Here is a 16,549-nt window from a genome sequence, read left to right as displayed (position 1 = left end):
CATGGGCGTAGTCCAGGCGTCTAAGAAAGACCAAGTGAGCAATCCATTCCTCGCCCGAGGCCCCTCGCTGGCCGAGCTCGACGAGCGGGCGCGGGACATCTTCCGCCGTATCGTGGAGAGCTATCTGGAGACCGGCGAGCCGGTGGGCTCCCGCACCCTGTCGAAGGCCGGCATCTCGCTATCGCCGGCCTCCATCCGCAACACCATGCAGGACCTGACCCAGCTCGGCCTGCTGGGCGCGCCACACGTGAGCGCCGGGCGGCTGCCGACGCACGCGGGCCTGCGGCTGTTCGTCGACGGCCTGCTGGAGGTGGGCGACGTCGCCGAGGAGGAGCGCCGCTCCATCGAGGCGCGCCTGAGGGCCCACGGCCGCAACTACGAGGACGCGCTGAACGAGGCCTCGTCGATCCTGTCGGGCCTCGCCGGCGGGGCCGGCGTGGTGGTGACCCCGGTGCGCGACGCCGGCGTCAAGCACGTGGAGTTCGTCTCCCTCTCCGTCGAGCGGACCCTGGCGATCATGGTCTTCGACGATGGCACGGTGGAGAACCGGCTGATCCGGCTGCCGGCCGGCGTCACCCCCTCGGCCCTGCAGGAGGCGTCCAACTTCCTGAACTCGCGGATGCGCGGCCGCACCCTCAACGAGGCCAAGGCCGACCTGCGGGTGGAACTGGACCGCGCCAAGCGCGAGCTGAACGAGACCGCGGCCCGGCTGGTGGAGGACGGCATGGCGGCCTGGGGCGGCGGCGAGGGCGACGAGCGCGCCCTGATCGTGCGCGGCCGGGCCAACCTGCTGGAGGAGGCCGAGGCGCTGCAGGACCTGGAGCGGGTCCGCTCGCTGTTCGAGGACCTGGAGCAGAAGGAGCAGCTGATCCAGCTGCTGGACGGGGTCCGCGACGGCCAGGGCGTGCGCATCTTCATCGGCGCGGAGACGCGTCTCTTCTCGCTTTCCGGTTCCGCCGTGATCGCCGCGCCCTATATGACGGGCTCGCAGCGGGTGGTGGGCGCGATCGGCGTGATCGGCCCCGCCCGCCTGAACTATGCCCGCGTGATCCCGTTGGTGGACTATACCGCCAGGGTCCTGGGCCAGGTGATGAACGCGTAAGCACTGGAAACGAGATGAGCGAAGACAAGACGCCCGGCGACGAGGCCTTCGACTTTGGCGGCGGCGCGGACGGCGCCGGGCTGAGCGAGAACGACGCCGCCCAGTACGAGGCCCTGAAGGCGGAAGCCACGGGCCTGCGCGAGCAGGTGCTGCGCTACGCCGCCGAGATGGAGAACACGCGCCGCCGCGCCGAGCGCGAGGCCAACGATGCGCGCGCCTACGCCATCCAGAAGTTCGCCCGCGACCTGCTGGGCGTGGCCGACAACCTGGCGCGCGCCATGCAGGCGGCGCCCCGCGACACCGAGGACACGGCGGTGAAGAACTTCGTGCTCGGCGTCGAGCTGACCGAGAAGGAGCTGCAGTCGGCGTTCGAGCGCAATGGGCTCAAGCGCATCCATCCCGACCGCGGCGAGAAGTTCGATCCCCACAAGCACCAGGCGATGATGGAGGCGCCGGGGACCGACGTGGCGCCCGGCGGGGTCGTGGAGGTCATGCAGTCGGGCTACGAGCTGCTCGGCCGGCTGATCCGCCCGGCGATGGTGGCGGTGGCGGCCAAGGTGGCCGGCGCGCCTGCGGGCGGCGGCGATGGGGGCGCGAACCCGTATGCGGCGAACGACGGCGGCGAGGGCTCCGGCGGCAGCGTGGACACGCGGGCGTAGTTTCCCTCCCCTCCTGGGGAGGGACAGCTCGCCGTAGGCGAGCCGAGTGAGGAAGCGCCGGCCGGAACAGGGCGTATGGGGTTCAGCTAGTCTTGGGACGGGGGTGTTCTGTCACCAGACTTCCTCACCCTGGCCGCTGCGCGGCCTGTCCCTCCCCATCAGGGGAGGGAAATGGCCGGCGCCGCCCCTCTTCCACCGCCACTGAAAACCGCTAATGTCGCAAGTCCCCTCAGTCGGGGGGCGCGGGGGTCGGGGCTGATTCCTGCGCGGTGAGCCGGGACAAGACATGAAGCTGACGATCGAGCGGGCCGCGCTGTTGAAGGCGCTCGGGCATGTGCAGAGCGCCGTGGAGCGGCGCAACACCATCCCCATCCTGTCGAACGTGCTGCTGAGCGCCGAGCGCGACAAGCTGACCTTCTCGGCGACCGACCTGGACATGGAGATCATCGACGAGGCCATGGCCCAGGTGGACCAGCCCGGCCAGATCACCGCGCCCGCCCACACCCTCTACGAGATCGTCCGCAAGCTGCCCGAGGGCGCCGACGTCTCGCTGTCGTTCACCGGCGAGGACCCGCGCCTGACGGTGGCCGCCGGGCGCTCGCGCTTCAACCTGCCGGTGCTGCCGGCCGGCGACTTCCCGGTGATGTCGTCGGAGGGGCTGTCGGGGCGGATGGGCGTCGACGTCAACGACCTGATCCGGCTGATCGACAAGACCCGCTTCGCCATCTCGGCGGAGGAGACCCGCTACTACCTGAACGGCATGTACCTCCACACCGTCTCCGAGGACGGGGTGCAGAAGCTGCGGGCGGTGGCCACCGACGGCTCGCGCCTGGCGCTGGCGGAGATGCCGGCGCCGGAGGGCGCGGTGGGCTCGCCCGGCGTGATCGTGCCGCGCAAGACCATCGGCGAGGCGCGGCGCCTGCTGGAGGACGCCGGCGAGAGCGTCGAGCTGCAGATCAGCCCGCAGAAGGTGCGCTTCGAGTTCGGGGTCGGCGCGCTGACCTCGAAGGTCATCGACGGCAATTTCCCCGACTACGGCCGGGTGATCCCGAAGGACAACAACCGCATCGTCATCGTCGACGCCAAGCTGTTCGCCCAGGCCGTGGACCGGGTGGCCACCATCTCGGCCGAGAAGAGCCGCTCGGTGCGCATGGCGATCGAAAGCGGCCGCTGCGTGCTCACCGTGCGCAACATGGAGGCCGGCCAGGCCGTCGAGGAGCTGGAGATCGAGTACGACGGCGACGCCTTCGAGCTGTCGTTCAACGCCCGCTTCCTGCTGGACATCACCGACCAGATCTCCGGCGAGACGGCCGAGCTGCGGTTCGGCGGGCCCAACGACCCGGCCCTGGTGCTGGATCCCGCGGACGCGGACGTGCAGTACATCCTGATGCCGCTGAGGGTGTGATCTCCCTCTCGACCCCTAGCTCAGGGTGTCAGTGCCCGTGCGGGCCTTCGTAGACGCCGGGGGCGAGGCGTTCGTCCTCCAGGCCCTCGCCGGCGCCCTGGGCCAGGACGAACCGGCGGTCGCAGTAGGGGCATTCCACGAAGGTCGCCTCGCCCATCTCCAGCCAGACCCGCGGGTGGCCCAGCGCGCCGCCGACGCCGTCGCAGGCCACGCGGCCGGAGCGGACGGCGATCACTTCGGGGGCCGGCAGGTCGGGGGTGAGGGCCGGCCGCGCGGGCATCGGCTCGGGACGGCTCTGGGCCTCGACACCCTTGTTGCGGACTCGGCGAGCCATGACGGGACCTCAGCTTGGCGCGGACGCTGCGCGCGCCTAGGTATGCGAGCGCGCCTTGCGGCGTCAATGAAGCGGACGGGCATGGACCTACCTGATTACGCGATCGAGGCCCGCGGCCTGGTGAAGACCTACGCGGCGACCAAGACCACGCCGCAGATGCAGGCGCTGAGGGGCATCGACCTGGCCATCCCGCGGGGCTCGATCTTCGGCCTGCTGGGGCCGAACGGGGCGGGGAAGTCCACCTTCATCAACATCCTCGCGGGCCTGTGCCGGAAGACCTCCGGCACGGTGAGCATCTGGGGCCGCGACATCGACGAGCGGCCGAGGGACGCGCGCGCCGCCATCGGGGTGGTGCCGCAGGAGATCGCGGCGGATCCGTTCTTCACGCCACTGGAGGCGCTGGAGGTGGCGGCCGGCATGTACGCGGTGCCGCCGAAGGAGCGAAGGAGCCGCGAGCTGCTGGCCGCGCTGGGCCTCGCCGACAAGGAAAAGGCCTACGTCCGCCAGCTCTCCGGCGGCATGAAGCGGCGGCTGATGGTCGCCAAGGCCATGGTGCACAACCCGCCGGTGCTGATCCTCGACGAGCCGACCGCCGGGGTGGACGTGGAGCTCCGCAAGCAGCTCTGGAACTACGTGCTGGAGCTGAACCGCAAGGGGGTGACCATCGTGCTCACCACCCACTACCTCGAGGAGGCCGAGGAGCTCTGCGACCAGATCGCGATCATCAACCGCGGTCAGGTGGTGGCCTGCGAGCCGACCACGACGCTGCTGCGCCGGATGGACACCCGCAAGGTGATCGTGACGCCGGAGGAGCCGGTGGCGCAGGCGCCGGCCCTGCCCGGGTTCGAGACCCAGATGCTGAAGGGCGGCGCGTTCTCGGTGGCCTACCGGACGGGGCAGTCGAGCGTCGAGCAGGTGCTGGCGGCGATCCGCAAGGCGGGCCTGCACATCAAGGACATCTCCACCGAGGACCCAGACCTGGAGGACGTGTTCGTGAGCCTGACGTACGCGGCGCCCGAGGCGGCGGAGATCTGAACCCTCTCCCGATGGGAGAGGGCAGGGTGAGGGCGGCGCGGCTTTCCCCCAGGCAGGATGAGGGGACGGGGACGCGGGGCCTTCCCGTCCCCTCGCTTTCGCAGCGGATATTCGGAGCCGCCCTCTCCCCTACCCCTCTCCCGATGGGAGAGGGAGCGGCCAGGTGTACGCCACCTCGTGGACCAGCTGGCCGCCGGGGCCGGGCTCCTGGCGGGCCGGCTCGGCGAGGCCGCCGAGGTGCTCGTAGAAGCGGCGGGCGGGGTGGTTCTCGCGGAGCACCGAGATCATCAGCGAGGCCGCGCCGCGCTCGGCCAGCGCACGCGCGGTGCGGGTGAGGAGCTCGCGGCCGACGCCGCGGCCCTGGCGGGCGCGGACCACGTAGAGCAGGGAGATCTCGGCCTCGCCGTCGATCCCGCGGCGCGAGGGCCCGCCGGCGGCATAGCCCACGATCCCGGAGCGGTCGGCGGCGGCCAGGGTGACGCCGGCCAGGCCCTGCAGGTCGCGCTGGAAGCGCCGCGTGAAGCCCGGCTCGCTCATCCGCGCCAGGAAGGCGTCGGGCAGCAGGCCCCGGTAGGTCTCGCGCCAGGCCTGCACGTGCACGCGGGCCAGGTCCTCGGCGTCGGCCGGACCTGCAGGGAAGACGACGAAGCTCGGCCGGGCGCCTGTCTCGCTCATCCATCCACAGCTTGGGTCGGGGGTGCGACGGTTCAAGGGGCTGACCGACTCGGGCGGCGATGGTTAACGTCCCGTTTCCCATGAACGCCCCTGCGCCCACAGCCACGCAAGACCCCGCCGCCGGCGCCTCGCCGGTGATGGCGCAGTTCTTCGAGGCCAAGGCGCGCCAGCCGGACGCGCTGGTGTTCTTCCGGATGGGGGACTTCTACGAGCTGTTCTTCGAGGATGCCCAGAAGGCCGCCGCGGCGCTGGGCATCACGCTCACGGCCCGCGGGCAGCACGGCGGCGCGCCGATCCCCATGGCCGGGGTGCCGGTGCATGCGGCCGAGGCCTACCTCGCCAAGCTGATCCGCGCCGGCTTCAAGGTCGCCGTCTGCGAGCAGATGGAGAACCCGGCGGAGGCCAAGAAGCGCGGGTCGAAGTCGGTGGTGCGCCGCGACGTGGTGCGTATCGTCACGCCGGGGACGCTGACCGAGGAGGGCCTGCTGGACGCCCGCGGGGCGAACCGGCTGGCGGCCATTTCGGTACGCGCCGGGAGCGCGGCGGTGGCGAGCGTCGAGCTGTCGACGGGCGAGGTGGAGGTGCTGGCGACCGGCGTCTCCGGTCTCGCCTCCTGCCTGGCCGCGCTGGGCCCGTCGGAGATCCTGGTCCCGGACCGGCTGTTCGCCGACGAGGCGGTGAGCGCGGCGCTGAAGTCGGCCGGCGGGTTCGTGCAGCCGATGGCCTCGGCGCTCGCCGAGCCGGGCGCCTCGGAGGCGCGGCTGAAGCGGCTTTACGGCGTCGAGACGCTGGACGGCTTCGGGACGCTGTCGGGCGCGGAGGTCTCGGCCCTGGGGCTGATCGCGGCCCACCTGGAGACCACCCAGGCCGGCCGGCTGCCGGCGCTGAGCGCGCCGAAGCGGGCCGGCGAGGCCGACGTGATGGCCATAGATCCGGCGACCCGGACGAGCCTGGAGATCGAGCGGGCGACCTCCGGCAGCCGCGACGGCTCGCTGCTGGGGGCCATCGACCGGACGGTGACCGCGCCGGGCGCGCGTCTGCTGGCGGCGCGGCTGGCCCGGCCGCTGCTGGACCCGGCCGCCATCGACGCGCGGCTGGATGCGGTGGCCTGGTTCTGCGAGCAGCGCGGCCAGCGGCAGAGGCTGCGCGAGCAGCTGAAGGGCCTGGGCGACATGGCCCGGGCGCTGTCGCGGCTGGCGCTCGGCCGCGGCGGGCCGCGCGACCTGGGGACCCTGCGGGACGGCCTGGCGGCGGCGGAAGCCATCGTGGCGCTGTTCGCCGACACCCGCCCGCCGCTGGTCAATCCGCCGACGGAGATCGCGCAGGCGCTGGCGGCGCTGAACCCCGACCTGCACGCCGAACTGCTGGCTTTCCGCGACCTGCTGACCGCCGGCCTGGGCTCAGACCTGCCGGCGCTGGCCCGCGACGGCGGCTACGTGGCCGCCGGCGTGCGGCCCGAGCTCGACCAGGCCCGCGCGCTGCGCGACGACAGCCGCAAGGTGATCGCCCAGCTGGAGGCCCGGCTGGCGGCCGAGAGCGGCGTGTCGCTGAAGGTGCGGCACAACGCGGTGCTCGGCTATTTCGTGGAGACCACGGCCAAGGCGGCCGAGCCCTTGATGGCGCCGCCGCACAACGCGGTCTTCATCCATCGCCAGACGCTGGCCAACCAAGTGCGCTTCACCACGGTCGAGCTGGCCGAGCTGGACGCCAGGATCGCCCAGGCGGCCGAGCGGGCGCTGGCCATCGAGGTAGAGACCTTCGAGGCCTGGCGGGAGGCGGCGATCACCGTGGCCGCCGGCATCCAGGCGGCCGCAGAGGCCGCCGCGCGGCTCGACGTGGCGGCAGGCCTGGCGGAATGGGCCGACGACGTGGGCGCGAGCCGGCCGGTGGTGGACCGCTCCACGGCCTTCGAGGCCGAGGCCGCGCGCCACCCGGTGGTGGAGACCGCCGTGCGCCGGGCCGGCGAGGCCTTCACGCCCAACGACTGCCGGCTCGACGGCGCCGGGGCGGGCGGGCCGAGGCTGGCCATCGTCACCGGCCCGAACATGGCCGGCAAGTCGACCTTCCTGCGCCAGAACGCCCTGCTGGCGGTGCTCGCCCAGGCCGGCTGCTTCGTGCCGGCGAAGCGGCTGCGGCTCGGCGTCGTCGACCGGCTGTTCAGCCGGGTGGGCGCCGGCGACGACCTGGCCCGCGGCCGCTCCACCTTCATGGCCGAGATGGTGGAGACCGCGGCCATCCTCACCCAGGCGACGCCGCGCAGCCTGGTGATCCTCGACGAGATCGGCCGCGGGACGGCGACCTACGACGGTCTGGCCATCGCTTGGGCCTGCGCCGAGGCGCTGCACGAGACAAACCGCTGCCGGGCGCTGTTCGCCACCCACTACCACGAGCTGGCGGTGCTGGAGGGCAGGCTCGCCTACGTCGCCAACCTCAGCCTCAAGGCCAAGGAGTGGAACGGCGACCTGATCTTCCTGCACGAGGCGGGCCCCGGCCCGGCGGACCGCAGCTACGGCGTGCAGGTGGCGAAGCTGGCCGGCGTGCCGCCCGCGGTGGTGGTCCGGGCGAAGGCGGTGCTGGAGCGGCTGGAGAAGGAAGCCGCCGGCCCGGCCAACCTCGACGAGCTGCCGCTGTTCGCCGCCACGACGCCGGTGGCCGAGGCGCGTGGCCCCAGCCTCGTCGAGGAGGCGGTGAAGGGCCTCGACCCCGACAGCATGAGCCCCCGCGAGGCGATGGACGCGCTCTACCGCCTGAAGGGCCTGCTAAGCTGAAGCCATGGAACTGGGCCTCTTCCTGACGCTGTATGGCGTTGTGGTGCTCTGGTTGGCCGCCGGCGTCGCCGGGTCGATCATCTATCGTCGGCGCGCGGGCAAGCCGATCGTGCCGAAGCCCCCCAATGGCACGACTTATCTAGAGAAGAACGCCTCCGGCGCGTCGCACCGCAGTCCGCTGACCCGTCTCGGCGGCGCCTCGAACATCCTCATGGTGGCCGTGACCCCGGCCGAGTTGATCGTGCGTCCGAAGTTCCCATTCAATCTGATGTTCCTGCCGGAGATCTGGGGACTCGAGCATGCCGTGCCGCGCCATGCCGTGCAGCGGGCGGAGGCGAAGTCCACCTGGCGTGGCCGCGTCGTCCTGCTCGAGATCCGGGGCAAGCGGCGGGACGAGACGATGGAACTCAAGCTCCGCGACCCGGACGCTTTCCTGAAGGCGCTGCGGAGCTGACGCGCCGCCGCCGCTTCACCTTCACCACGACGGGCGCGCTGGTGCGGCTCACCTTCCTGAGCTTCTGCTTGGCCTCGACCTTGGCCTCCTCCTTGGCCTTGAGGTTCGGCTTCCTGGGCAGCAGTCCGTGACGCTTGCGGACCTGCTCGTCGCGCGCGGCGCTCTCGTCGGCGGAGGCGGCCACGCGCCCGCGCCACCTCTTCCCGGAGGCGGAGGCATAGCCGTTGGCGTTCCACCCGGTCAGGGTCGAGCCGCCCCTGTAGGAGCCCCTGGACATGAGGCGCGGCAACATAGGGGGCTGAGCCGCGACGGGAAGGGCCTGCGCCCCAGCACAAAGAAGCCTATATCCTCGCCTCATGCCGCCCCGCCTACGTCCAACCCGCCTGGAGTACGTCGTCGACGGGGTGAAGCTGCGCTCGCAGCTCTCGGCGGCGGCGCTGGAGCACTCGGGCAGCGAGACGGCGCAACGCAAGGCGGCGCTGGACATCCTCAAGGCGGCCCTGTTCCGCGGGCGCATGATCGCCAAGGAGCGGCTGGAGAACGGCGCCGGCGGGATCGAGACCGCGCGGCTGCTCTCGGGCGTCACCGACGAGGTGGTCTCGGCGCTCTACGACTACACGACGGTGCACGTGTTCCGGGCGCGCAACCCGACCGAGGGTGAGCGGCTGGCGCTGATGGCGGTGGGCGGCTACGGGCGCGGGACGTTGGCGCCCTTCTCCGACATCGATCTGCTGTTCGTGCGGCCCTACAAGCAGACGGCCCACGCCGAGAGCGTGATCGAGTACATGCTCTACGCCCTCTGGGATCTTGGCTTCAAAGTCGGCCACGCCTCGCGGACCATCGACGAGTGCATCAAGCTCTCGAAGGAAGACTTCACGATCCGCACCTCGATCCTCGAGGCGCGCCGGCTCACCGGCGACGAGAAGCTCGCCGCCGAGCTCACCCGCCGCTTCCAGGCCGAGGTGGTGAAGGGCACGGGCGCGGAGTTCGTGGCCGCCAAGCTGAAGGAGCGGGACGACCGCCACGCGCGGGCCGGCGCCTCCCGCTACATGGTCGAGCCCAACATCAAGGAGGGGAAGGGGGGCCTGCGCGACCTCAACACCCTCTTCTGGATCGCCCAGTACCTGCATCCCGGCGAGAGCATCGAGAAGGTGATGCAGCTGGAGATGTTCGACGGCCGCGAGATCCGCACCTTCATCCGCGCCTTCGACTTCCTGTGGGCGGTGCGCAGTCACCTGCACTTCACCACCGGCCGGCCCGAGGAGCGGCTGACCTTCGACCTGCAGCCGGAGCTGGCGCGGCGGATGGGCTACGGCGACCGCGGCGACGCGCCAGCCGTCGAGCGCTTCATGCGGCGCTACTTCCTGATCGCCAAGGAGGTGGGAGCGCTGACCCGCGTCTTCGCGGCCAAGCTTGAAGCTGACAAGGTCAAGGCTTCTCCCAAAGGCATCTCGCGCCTGCTGCCGGGCCGCCGGCTGAAGCGCAAGCCTCTGGACGTGGCGGGCTTCCACGAGGTGGGCGGCCGCCTGGACGTGGAAGGCGCCGACACCTTCGAGGCCGACCCGGTCAACCTGCTGCGGCTGTTCCAGATCGCCGACGAGCGGAACCTGGACCTGCACCCGGACGCCTTCACGCTCGCCTCCCGGATGGCGGGCCTGATCACCTCGGGCGTGCGGCGCGACCGCCATGCCGCGCGGGTGTTCCTGCAGATCCTGGCCCACGGCCGGGACCCGCAGCGCACCCTGACCCTGATGAACGAGGCCGGGGTACTGGGCCGCTTCATTCCGGAGTTCGGGCGCATCGTCGCCCAGATGCAGTTCAACATGTACCACTCGTACACGGTGGACGAGCACACCCTGCGCGCGGTCGGCATCATCGCCGACATCGCCGCCGGCCGCCTGGCGGAGGACCACCCGCTGGCCGCCCAGATCATGCCCCTGATCGATGACCGCGAGGCCCTGTTCCTGGCCATGCTGCTGCACGACACCGGCAAGGGCGGGGCGGGCGGCCAGGAGAAGGCGGGCGCCCGGGCCGCGCGCCAGGCCTGCGAGCGGCTGGGCCTCGACCGCTCGAAGATCGAGCTGGTGGCCTGGCTGGTCGAGCACCACCTGGTCATGAGCGACTACGCCCAGAAGCGCGACATCTCCGACCCGCGCACCGTCTCCGACTTCGCCGCCATCGTGCAGACGCCGGAGCGGCTGCGCCTGCTGTTGGTGCTGACGGTGGCCGACATCCGTGCGGTGGGCCCGGGCGTCTGGAACGGCTGGAAGGGCCAGCTGATGCGCGAGCTCTACGGGGCGACGGAGGCCGTGTTCCGCGGCGGCCGCGGCTCCGACGCCGCCGCCGCCATCCGCCGCTACTACGAGAACCAGGCCTACGACGCCCGGGTCGCCATCGCCAAGGCCGACGCCGCCGCCGAGCGGTGGGTGGACGCCATGGAGGACGCCTACTTCACCGCCTTCACCGAAGCCGAGGTGCTGGGCCACGCCCGCGTGGCCGCCCGCGCTGTCGAGCGCGGCGGGGCCGCGGCGGAGGGGAAGATCCGCGCCGACCGCAACGCCGCCGAGGTGGTGGTGGCCGCCGCCGACCGCCCCAGGCTGTTCGTCGACCTGTCCGCCGCGATCACCGGCGCCGGCGCCAACGTGGTGGGCGCGCGGGTGTTCACCTCCCGCGCAGGTCAGGCGCTCGACGTCTTCTACGTGCAGGACGTGGCCGGCCAACCCTACGGCGCCGACAATGCGCGGGCGCTGACCAGGCTGACCGAGAGCCTGGAGGCGGCGGCCCGCGGGGAGCCCTCCACCCGCGAGCCCCGCCGGATCGCCGACTTCGGACGTGCGGCCGCCTTCTCGATCACGCCGACGGTCATGCTCGACAACGATGCGTCCGAGACCTCGACAGTGGTGGAAGCTTCGGGCCGCGACCGGCCCGGCCTGCTGGCGGCGCTGGCGGGCGCGCTCTCGGACGCCGGCCTGTCGATCCTCTCGGCCCACATCGACGGCTACGGCGAGCGCGCGGTCGACGCCTTCTACGTGGTCGACGCCGAGGGCCAGAAGCTCACCGACGCGCGCAGGCGCAACGCCCTGAAGACCGCCCTGATGGCCGCGCTCACCGCCGGCGAAGAGGACGGCCAACCCGCCGGCCGCCGCGCCCACCTGCAGCGCGCGCGGGCTTCGGTGGCGCGGTAGGGGCGAGGCGGGCGGCCCGGCCGGAGCGCCCCTTACCTGCCTCTCGCTTTGCGCTAGTCTCCTGCTCGAACATTCCGCGGCCCTGGTCCGCGCGACTGCGGCAGGTGCGGAAGGTGGGGAGGATCGGCACACATGTCATCGCGCATTTTCACGGCTCTGCTGATCGCCGGCGCCTGGCTGGCGGCCGGTCCAGCCCTTGGACAGGAGCTCAAGGTCCGACCCGGCACCGCCGCGGTCGAGGGGGCTCCGGGCTCGCTGCAGGATGTGCCCGCCCCAGCGCCGATCCTCGGACCGCGGCTCGCGCCCGGCTTCTCGCCGCCGCGGTTCAACGGCAAACCGGACTTCACGGGTGTGTGGAACAACGAGACCCTGACCGGCATCAACCGCCCCGCCGCTTTCGGCTCGCGCCTTGTGCTGACCGAGGCGGAGGCGCGGATCATCGAGGGCGAAAACGCAACGCTGCTCGCCCGGGCGAACGCGCCCACGGAAGCAGGCGCCACCATCAGGGACATCGAGGCCAAGGACACCTGCTCAGGCGGCCGCTCTGGCGCGGCCCAGGTGTGCAACTACGACGCCGCCTGGACGGCGCCCGGGGAGAAGGTGATGCGGGTGAACGGCCAGCCGCGCACCTCTCTCCTGACCACGCCCGACGGCCAGTATCCCATAGCCAAGCGCCAGGAGACCGCGGCGGAGCGCCAGCGCCGCGCCCGCGCGGCCGTGGCTGAAGGCTCCGCCGGCGAAAGCGCCGCCGAGCGCAACCGCGGACCTCAGAACGACAACCCCGAGACCCGCGGCCTCGCCGAGCGCTGCATCATCGTGCGGTCCGACCCACCGATGTTCGACGGGCTCTACAACAACAACCACTACTTCCAGATGGCCACCGACCACGTCGCCATCGTCACCGAAATGATCCACGACGTGCGGGTCATCCGGCTGAATTCCACCCATCGCGCCGACGGCGTGCGGCCCTGGTTTGGCGACCCCATCGGCTGGTGGGAGGGCGACACCCTGGTCGTCGAGACCACGAACCTGCCGGAAAGCCAGGCGTATCGAGGGTCGTGGGAGCACCTCAAGGTGATCGAGCGGTTCACCATGGTCTCGCCTGAGCGGATGAACTACCGCTTCGAGATCGTCGACCCGACCATGTGGGACAAGCCATGGGGCGGCGAGTACGAGTTGGTGCGCGGCGGACCGATGTTCGAGTACGCCTGCCACGAGGGCAACTACGGCCTGGCCAACATCCTTGCCGGGGCTCGTGCTGAAGACGCTCAGTCGGCGGGACGTGAGTAGACAAGCGCCGGCAGGTGGCAGGCGGCAGTTCCGGCCTGGACGCCGAAACTGACGTTCGAGCGGCGCCACTGCTCAGGCCGGACCGGGCGTGGCCGGGCGAAGCCGAGGTTGCATTTGGCGGCGTCTTGCGGTCCACCGCGCATCGGTTCGCGTTCTTGAGCCGGACGAGACCCTGCGATGCCCTTCCCCGAGACCCATCCCGCCCTGGCGCGCGCGCTCGACGCGCAGGGCTACCGAGAGCCCACGCCGGTGCAGGCCGCCGTTCTGGAGGCGCCGGCCGACCGCGACCTGCTGGTCAGCGCCCAGACCGGATCCGGCAAGACCGTGGCCTTCGGGCTGGCGGCGGCGGGGCCGCTGCTGGGTGGCGCGGAGCGGTTCGGGCGCGCCGCGGAGCCGCTCGGGCTGGTGATCGCGCCGACCCGGGAGCTGGCCATGCAGGTCAGCCGCGAGCTCGCCTGGCTCTATGCCGAGGCGGGCGTGCGGGTGGAGACCTGCGTCGGCGGCATGGACGCGCGGCGTGAGCAGCGGGCGCTGGCGGCCGGCACGCACCTGGTGGTCGGCACGCCGGGACGCCTGCGCGACCACCTGGAGCGCGGCAATCTCGACCTCTCGGCCCTGAAGGTCGTGGTGCTCGACGAGGCCGACGAGATGCTCGACCTCGGCTTCCGGGAGGACCTGGAGGAGATCCTGGACTCCACGCCGGTGGAGCGGCGCACGCTGCTGTTCTCCGCCACCATAGCCAAGGACATCGCCACGCTCGCCCGCCGCTACCAGCGCGAGGCGGTGCGCATCGACACCACGCGCCGCGACGAGGCGCACGGCGACATCGAGTACCGCGCTGTGCGGGTGGCGCCCAACGAGCTGGAGAACGCCGTCGTCAACGTGCTGCGCTATTTCGAGAGCCCCGGCGCCCTGGTGTTCTGCGCCACGCGCGAGCGGGTGCGGCACCTCTACGGCGCCCTGCGCGAGCGCGGCTTCTCGGCGGTGGCGCTGTCGGGGGAGCTGTCGCAGAAGGAGCGGGAGAACGCCCTGCAGGCCCTGCGCGACGGCCACGCGCGCGCCTGCGTCGCCACCGACGTGGCGGCCCGCGGCCTGGACCTGCCGGACCTGGGCCTGGTGATCCACGCCGACCTGCCGGTCAACAAGGCGGGCCTGCTGCACCGGAGCGGGCGCACAGGCCGCGCCGGGCGCAAGGGTGTCTCGGTCCTGCTGGTGCCCTATACGAAGCGGCGCATGGCCGAGCGGCTGCTGGAGGCCGCCAGCATCGAGGCGGAGTGGTCCGGCCCGCCGTCCGCCGACGAGATCCGCGCCCGCGACCAGGTGCGACTGCTGGAGGACCCGATCCTCAACGAGGCCATGTCGCCGGAGGACCTGACGTTGGCCCAGCGCATCCTCGCCGACCGCAGCCCGGAACAGGTGGCCGCCGCCCTGATCCGCATGCACCGCGCCCGCCTGCCGGAGCCGGAGGAGATGTTCGACGACATCCGCGACCGCTCGCCGGATACCCGTCCCGCCCGGGCCGAGCGTCGGCCGGCCTACGATCCGGCGCGGACGGCCGGCGGCGACGGCAGCTGGTTCCGCCTGGCGGTGGGCCGCAGCAACAACGCCGACCCCAAGTGGCTCATCCCGCTGATCTGCCGCGTCGGCCACGTGACCAAGAAGGACATCGGCGAGATCCGCATCTTCGACCGCGAGACGAAGTTCGAGATCAGCGCCGAGGCCGAGCCGAAATTCCGCCAGGCCATCAAGGCGGCCAAGGACGCGGGCGACATGCGCGTGGAGCCCGCCGGCGCGCCCGGTCCGAAGGAGCCCCGCTCCGCGCCGCGCGGCGCCCCCAAGCGCCGCGGACCGCCGCCGGGCAAGGGCGGCAAGCCGAAGCCGAAGCGGCGGACGGCCGACGGATAGCGCCAATTTGGCGCTGCCCAGGCGGCAGGCAGGTGCGCTAGCTTGACGGCCTTCCCGACACAGCCGACCACACCCGCGTGACCGAACTTCCGAGCGATCCGGCCCCGCCAGCCGCTGCGCCCAAGCGCGGGGGGATGCTGCGCTCGTCGGCGATCTTCGCGGGCCTGACGCTGGTGAGCCGGTTCCTGGGCCTGGCGCGGGACCTGGTGATCACCGCCAAGCTGGGGACCACATTCGCCGGCGACGCCTACGTCACCTCGCAACAGTTCCCGAACCTGTTCCGCCGGATGTTCGCCGAGGGCGCCTTCGCCGCGGCCTTCGTGCCGGAGTACGCCAAGCGGCTGGGCGGCGAGGGGGAGGAGGGGGCGAACCGCTACGCGTCGGACGCGCTGGCCACCATGGCGGCCCTGACCGTCGCGCTCACCTTGATCTGCCAGCTGGCCATGCCGTGGATCATGTACGTCTACAGCTACGGCTACGTGGGCGATCCGGCGAAGTTCAAGCTGACGGTGATCCTGACCCAGATCACCATGCCCTACCTGCCGTGCGTGGTGATCGCCTCGCTGTTCGCCGGCGTGCTGACGGCGCGCGGCCGGTTCATCATCTACGGGGCCTATCCGGCCCTGCTGAACGTCGTGACGCTGGCGGCGATCCTGCCGGTGAACGATCCCATCCGAGCCGCCTACGCGGCCTCCATCGCCACGATCGTCGCCGGGATCAGCCAGGCGGCGCTCTGCTGGTGGGGCGCGCGGCGGGCCGGCGCCCGCATCCGTCCGAAGAGCCTGAAGCTGACGCCGGACATGCGCATGCTGGCGCGGCGCATGGCGCCCGGGATCATCGCGTCGAGCGCCACCCAGATCAACCTGTTCATCTCGGCGATTCTGGCCAGCCAGGTGGCCGGCATGCGGGTGTGGCTGCAGGTGGCCGAGCGCTTCTACCAGCTGCCGCTCAGCCTGATCGGCGTGGCCATCGGCGTGGCGCTGCTGCCCAGGCTCGCCACCTCGCTGCAGCGCGAGGACCACGAGGACGCGCAGGCGGCGACCGACCAGGCGGTGGTGTTCGGCCTGGCCCTGTGCCTGCCGGCCGCCGCGGCGCTGGTGGCGATGCCGGGGTTCCTGACCGAGGGGTTCTTCGCGCGCGGCAACTTCAATGACGTGGACGCGGCCAATTCCGGGAAGCTGCTGTTCCACTACGGCTGGGGGTTGCCCGCGTTCGTGCTGATCAAGCTGCTGCAGCCGGCGTTCTTCGCCCGCGGCGATACCCGCCGGCCGATGATCTACTCGATGATCTCGATCGCGGTGAACATCGGCCTGGGCGTGGCGCTGTTCTACGGGCCGGTGGGCTTCCCCGGGATCGCGGCCGCGACCGCCGCGGCTTCGTGGCTGACCGTGCTGCAGATGTGGCTGCACCTGCACCGCACCGGAACCTGGCGGCCGACCAAGCGGGCCCTGGGCAAGATCGTCCGCGTGGCGCTGGCGAGCGGGGCGATGGGCGCGGCGGTGGCGGCGGCGTCCTACTTCCGTCCCGTGCTGGAGGCGCCGTTCGCCCGTCTCCAGCTGGGGCCGCTGGGCGCCAAGGAGATCACGGTCCTGCTGGTCTGCCTGGCCGGCGGCGCGCTCTATCCGGTGCTGCTGTTCGCCTTCGGGGGGGTGACTCCGGCCGAGGCGCGGGCCGCCTTCCGGCGCCGCAAGGGCGACGTGGCGGCCCCGGCGGCGGACTTGTCCTGAGGCCACCCCG

Annotated in this window: 13 protein-coding genes; 10 read left to right on the top strand and 3 right to left on the bottom strand. The window is 71.9% G+C overall.

Translation table 11 applies throughout. From position 1 onward, the window contains the following. Nucleotides 1-34 precede the first annotated feature (34 nt). The 3 genes from hrcA to dnaN all read left to right on the top strand — a co-directional run bounded on the left by hrcA (nucleotide 35) and on the right by dnaN (nucleotide 3,166). Entirely contained in the window at nucleotides 35-1,102 is a 1,068-nt protein-coding gene (gene hrcA, locus VIL76_RS13540; RefSeq protein ID WP_414695434.1) for a heat-inducible transcriptional repressor HrcA, read from the top strand. A gap of 14 nt (nucleotides 1,103-1,116) precedes the next feature. Further along, on the top strand, nucleotides 1,117-1,761 hold the full coding sequence (gene grpE, locus VIL76_RS13535; RefSeq protein WP_332045554.1) for a nucleotide exchange factor GrpE: 645 nt from the start codon (nucleotides 1,117-1,119) through the stop codon (nucleotides 1,759-1,761). 286 nt (nucleotides 1,762-2,047) lie between these two features. Then, complete coding sequence (dnaN, locus tag VIL76_RS13530) at nucleotides 2,048-3,166, top strand: DNA polymerase III subunit beta (RefSeq protein ID WP_332045553.1); 1,119 nt, start codon at nucleotides 2,048-2,050, stop codon at nucleotides 3,164-3,166. 28 nt (nucleotides 3,167-3,194) lie between these two features. On the opposite strand, the gene VIL76_RS13525 is transcribed toward dnaN, so the two are convergent. Beyond that, on the bottom strand, nucleotides 3,195-3,446 hold the full coding sequence (locus tag VIL76_RS13525) for a zinc-finger domain-containing protein (RefSeq protein ID WP_332046504.1): 252 nt from the start codon (nucleotides 3,444-3,446) through the stop codon (nucleotides 3,195-3,197). Between the two features lie 135 nt (nucleotides 3,447-3,581). Here VIL76_RS13525 and VIL76_RS13520 point away from each other — a divergent pair, with 135 nt between their 5' ends. Beyond that, the gene (locus tag VIL76_RS13520; protein ID WP_332045552.1) at nucleotides 3,582-4,535 is read left to right on the top strand and encodes an ABC transporter ATP-binding protein; all 954 of its coding nucleotides are present in this window, start codon (nucleotides 3,582-3,584) and stop codon (nucleotides 4,533-4,535) included. A 129-nt stretch (nucleotides 4,536-4,664) separates the two neighbouring features. Here VIL76_RS13520 and VIL76_RS13515 read toward each other — a convergent pair whose 3' ends face one another. Beyond that, nucleotides 4,665-5,210 carry a GNAT family N-acetyltransferase gene (locus VIL76_RS13515; RefSeq protein WP_332045551.1) on the bottom strand — a complete coding sequence of 182 codons (546 nt, stop codon included), beginning with the start codon at nucleotides 5,208-5,210 and terminating at the stop codon, nucleotides 4,665-4,667. 80 nt (nucleotides 5,211-5,290) lie between these two features. Here VIL76_RS13515 and mutS point away from each other — a divergent pair, with 80 nt between their 5' ends. Continuing rightward, the gene (gene mutS, locus VIL76_RS13510; RefSeq protein WP_332045550.1) at nucleotides 5,291-7,978 is read left to right on the top strand and encodes a DNA mismatch repair protein MutS; all 2,688 of its coding nucleotides are present in this window, start codon (nucleotides 5,291-5,293) and stop codon (nucleotides 7,976-7,978) included. 4 nt (nucleotides 7,979-7,982) lie between these two features. Further along, a complete protein-coding gene (locus VIL76_RS13505) occupies nucleotides 7,983-8,432 on the top strand; it encodes a hypothetical protein (protein WP_332045549.1) in 450 nt (149 codons plus the stop codon). Here the strand turns inward: VIL76_RS13505 and VIL76_RS13500 are convergent. Beyond that, nucleotides 8,386-8,724 (bottom strand): hypothetical protein, encoded by a 339-nt coding sequence (locus tag VIL76_RS13500; RefSeq protein WP_332045548.1) that lies wholly within the window; start codon nucleotides 8,722-8,724, stop codon nucleotides 8,386-8,388. The two genes, VIL76_RS13505 and VIL76_RS13500, sit on opposite strands and share 47 nt — an antisense overlap. Nucleotides 8,725-8,788: 64 nt before the next feature. On the opposite strand from VIL76_RS13500, the gene VIL76_RS13495 reads away from it, so the two are divergent. From VIL76_RS13495 to murJ, 4 genes are all read left to right on the top strand, one after another. After that, complete coding sequence (locus tag VIL76_RS13495; RefSeq protein WP_332045547.1) at nucleotides 8,789-11,617, top strand: [protein-PII] uridylyltransferase; 2,829 nt, start codon at nucleotides 8,789-8,791, stop codon at nucleotides 11,615-11,617. Nucleotides 11,618-11,749: 132 nt separating this feature from the next. Beyond that, nucleotides 11,750-12,907 (top strand): hypothetical protein, encoded by a 1,158-nt coding sequence (locus tag VIL76_RS13490; RefSeq protein ID WP_332045546.1) that lies wholly within the window; start codon nucleotides 11,750-11,752, stop codon nucleotides 12,905-12,907. A 177-nt stretch (nucleotides 12,908-13,084) separates the two neighbouring features. Further along, entirely contained in the window at nucleotides 13,085-14,812 is a 1,728-nt protein-coding gene (locus VIL76_RS13485) for a DEAD/DEAH box helicase (RefSeq protein ID WP_332045545.1), read from the top strand. A 77-nt stretch (nucleotides 14,813-14,889) separates the two neighbouring features. Further along, a complete protein-coding gene (gene murJ / locus VIL76_RS13480; protein WP_332045544.1) occupies nucleotides 14,890-16,539 on the top strand; it encodes a murein biosynthesis integral membrane protein MurJ in 1,650 nt (549 codons plus the stop codon). Nucleotides 16,540-16,549 lie beyond the last annotated feature (10 nt).

Origin of the sequence: Phenylobacterium sp. (assembly GCF_036563285.1) — a bacterium.
Lineage (GTDB): Bacteria > Pseudomonadota > Alphaproteobacteria > Caulobacterales > Caulobacteraceae > Phenylobacterium.
Note: the sequence above shows the minus strand (reverse complement) of the source record. Positions and strands in the feature narration are given on the sequence as shown.